This window comes from Citrobacter sp. KTE151 (assembly GCF_000398845.1).
Lineage (GTDB): Bacteria > Pseudomonadota > Gammaproteobacteria > Enterobacterales > Enterobacteriaceae > Citrobacter > Citrobacter braakii.
On sequence record NZ_KB976062.1, the window covers coordinates 1 to 2,582 of the forward strand.

Below are 2,582 nucleotides of genomic sequence, written 5' to 3' on the forward strand. Positions count from 1 at the left end.
TGTACTGAACCCCGGATCCTGGACAAACAGTTCAGACTCCGGAGGTTCAAAATGAAACATCCTTTTTCTCTCAGACTGGCGGCTGTTCAGCACGTTCTGTCCGGCCAAGCCGGAATTGCTGAAGCTGCACGCCAGTTTAAAGTCGGCAGGACGCCACTCTCCCGCTGGATACGCGCCTTCAGGCAGCAGGGTGAGACAGGTCTGGAGCATCGTCCTCATCGTTTTTATTCCGCAGAGTTCAAACTTCGTGTGGTTCACTATATCCTTGAAAACCGCTGCAGCAGCGCTGACGCTTCTGCGCTCTTTGCCATTCCCAATGAGACGCTAATCCAGAACTGGTTGCACAGATATCGTACAAAAGGCACAGTGGAACTTAATCCGTCCAGAGCAGGCTCCGCCATGACCAAACGTAAACAGCCTTCCGAAGCAAAACCTTACAGTGAAATGACGCATCCTGAGCTGCTCAGAGAGCTTGAATATCTGCGAGCGGAGAATGCATATTTAAAAAAGCTGAAGGCCCTGAGAGCGGAAAATGCGCTCAGGGAGCAGCAGAAAAAGCCCGGCTAGTCCGCCTGCTGCTGCCTGACCACTCGCTGAGATGCCTGCTGCGGGCGGCCAGCCTGCCCCGCAGCAGCTGGTACTATCATCAGGCTAAACCCGCCAGCAGGCCTGACAAATACGCGGAAGTAATACCGCTTATGGCGGCAATCCACAGGCAACACAAGGAGTGCTATGGCTATCGTCGCATGACTACGGAGCTGAGAAGAAGGGGTACCCGACTGAACCATAAAACGGTGGGGAAGCTGATGAGGCGGCAGGGTCTGTTCTGTCAGATTCGGCGCAAAAAGTACAGTTCGTGGATGAACGACAGTAATCAGGCTTCGCTTAATCTTCTTGCCCGGCGCTTCAGAACAGAAGAAAGCGGAAAAAAGTGGTGCACTGATGTGACAGAGTTCAGGATCGGACAGGAGAAGCTGTATCTGTCTGTGGTGCAGGACCTGTTTAATCTCGAAATTATCGCGTGGCAGATGTCTCAGAAGCCGGTGCTGAGCCTGACCTGCGGGATGCTGGAACAAGCGCTGAAAGCCCCAGTCCGGAAAACAGGGCTGATGCTACACAGTGACAGTAATAATGCCGATGTCAGTCTTTACCACCACTTAGTTTGCCGTTTAACCAGATTGGTGTGATTACTGATGCAGTGAAGACCTTCCCGCATCCTGACTCACACAGCGATCGACCTTTTGTGTCCTGCCCTGGACCCGTCGGTTGCCGGAAGCGCCTTCATGCGAGGCATCTCCTCACCGATGCGCGTGACTCAAGAAGGGCCTGACGGCTTGTCTCGTTACTGTCCTGTCCGGGTTATCTGTCTGGAGATTCAACTCTGTTTCCTCACAGGAGCTCTGTCATGGTTGATAAAGTTACCGAAGCTGCCGTTGTGGGTGGCGTGGATACACATAAAGATTTGCACGTTGCCGCTGTCGTAGATCAGAACAATAAAGTCCTTGGGACTCAGTATTTCTCCACAACACGACAAGGTTACCGGCAGATGCTGGCATGGATGACCTCGTTTGGGACATTAAAGCGAATTGGTGTTGAGTGCACAGGTACCTATGGTTCCGGTTTGCTTCGTTATTTTCAGAACGCCGGGTTAGAAGTTCTTGAGGTGACTGCTCCAGACCGGATGGAGCGACGCAAACGGGGTAAAAGTGACACAATTGATGCTGAATGTGCCGCTCATGCAGCATTCTCAGGCATCAGGACAGTTACTCCCAAAACGCGTGATGGCATGATTGAGTCCCTGCGGGTATTAAAAACTTGCCGAAAAACAGCAATATCAGCCCGCAGAGTCGCTCTCCAGATTATCCATTCAAATATTATCTCTGCCCCGGATGAATTACGTGAACAGCTCAGAAATATGACGCGCATGCAGCTCATCAGGACCCTGGGTTCCTGGAGACCTGATGCCAGTGAATACCGCAATGTAACCAACGTTTATCGCATTTCATTAAAGTCCCTTGCCCGACGCTATCTCGAGTTACATGACGAAATCGCTGATCTGGATGTCATGATTGCGGCAATTGTCGACGAGTTGGCACCTGAGCTGATTAAACGTAATGCTATCGGATACGAAAGCGCTTCACAGTTGCTGATCACTGCCGGAGACAATCCTCAACGGTTAAGATCAGAATCAGGATTTGCGGCACTGTGTGGTGTCAGCCCGGTCCCCGTTTCTTCTGGAAAAACGAACCGTTACCGACTTAATCGTGGTGGAGATCGTGCTGCAAATAGTGCACTTCACATCATCGCCATCGGACGCTTACGAACTGACGCAAAAACAAAGGAATATGTCGCCAGGCGTGTAGCCGAAGGACATACAAAAATGGAAGCGATACGCTGTCTAAAGCGATATATCTCCCGCGAAGTTTACACGTTACTGCGCAATCAAAACAGGCGGATCAACAGTATCCCGATAACAGCTTGACTCTTAGAAGGGCGTCCAGGGCTGGCAGTACCGGACGCCGATGTGGCGTTCAATGCTGGCAGATGCCGGAGTGACCCAGAGTATGTCACGCAAAGGGAAC

1 protein-coding gene and 1 pseudogene are annotated in these 2,582 nt (G+C 51.5%); both read left to right on the top strand.

Annotated elements, in window-relative coordinates; genetic code table 11:
* Window positions 1–51 precede the first annotated feature (51 nt).
* Window positions 52–1,124: pseudogene (locus tag WC7_RS27075) on the top strand (IS3 family transposase); the annotation flags it as partial.
* Between the two features lie 281 nt (window positions 1,125–1,405).
* Window positions 1,406–2,482: an IS110 family RNA-guided transposase gene (locus WC7_RS21165; protein WP_000227969.1), complete on the top strand. Its 1,077-nt coding sequence runs from the start codon at window positions 1,406–1,408 to the stop codon at window positions 2,480–2,482.
* The last annotated feature ends 100 nt before the right edge of the window (window positions 2,483–2,582 follow it).